Genomic DNA, 990 nt, shown 5'->3' with positions numbered 1-990 from the left:
CACGAGGCGTTCACCGAAATAGCTTCCCTCTCCGATATCCTTATCGGAAACGAAGAGGATTTTCAACTTTGCCTTGGTATTGAAGGTCCCAAAGCAGGGGGTGAAAATATCGGAGACACCATGCATGCCTTTAAGGGAATGATTTTAAACGCGAAAAACACATTCCCGAATGTGTCGGTCTTTGCAAATACACTTCGTGAAGTAATCAGTGCCAATGAACATCTCTGGGGAGCCATTGTTTATGAAAATGGAACATGGCATGAAGCTCCTCTGCGCACCATCAATGTGATGGATCGCATTGGCGGGGGCGATGGATTTGTGGGCGGACTGCTCTACAGCATCCTCAAAGAGATGTCTCCCGAAAAATGGATTCAGTTTGCATGGGCAAGTGGCGCTCTGGCAACAACCTTCCTGACCGACTATGCGCAACCGGCCGACGAAGAGGTGATCTGGAGTATCTGGAAAGGTAACGCACGCGTAAAAAGATAATCAAAAGAACAAACAATAACTTATGAAAGAAAAAGCAGATATTGGATTGATCGGATTGGCCGTAATGGGTGAGAATTTGGTCCTGAATATGGAAAGTAAGGGCTATACTGTGGCTGTCTTTAACAGGACAGTTGCCAAAGTGGACGACTTTCTGGCAGGGAGAGGCAAAGGCAAAAACTTTATCGGAGCCCACTCACTCGAGGAATTTGTGGCTTCCATTGAAAGGCCACGCAAAGTGATGATGCTGGTAAAAGCGGGCAAGCCGGTAGATGATTTCATTGAATTACTGATCCCGCTGCTCGAGCCGGGCGACATCATTATCGATGGTGGAAACAGCCATTTCCCCGATACGATGCGCAGGACAAAACAGGTGGAAAGCAAAGGATTGCTCTATGTGGGTACCGGTGTTTCCGGTGGTGAAGAGGGAGCATTGAAAGGCCCGTCGATGATGCCGGGGGGATCACCCGAAGCGTGGCCGCACGTGAAAGAGATCTTTCAGTC

At 48.6% G+C, this 990-nt stretch carries 2 protein-coding genes; both read left to right on the top strand.

Annotated features, from left to right (window positions below):
• Positions 1 to 489 (top strand): PfkB family carbohydrate kinase (locus B3Z75_RS11100; protein WP_294071574.1); only part of this gene is annotated, 489 nt, incomplete at its 5' end.
• Between the two features lie 22 nt (positions 490 to 511).
• Positions 512 to 990: NAD(P)-binding domain-containing protein (locus B3Z75_RS11095; protein ID WP_294071572.1), on the top strand; the 479-nt coding region annotated here is incomplete at its 3' end.

The sequence above is a fragment of the Proteiniphilum sp. UBA1028 genome (assembly GCF_002316955.1).
In the GTDB taxonomy this organism is placed as follows: Bacteria; Bacteroidota; Bacteroidia; order Bacteroidales; family Dysgonomonadaceae; genus Proteiniphilum.
This window is presented reverse-complemented; position numbering and strand designations above follow the sequence as displayed.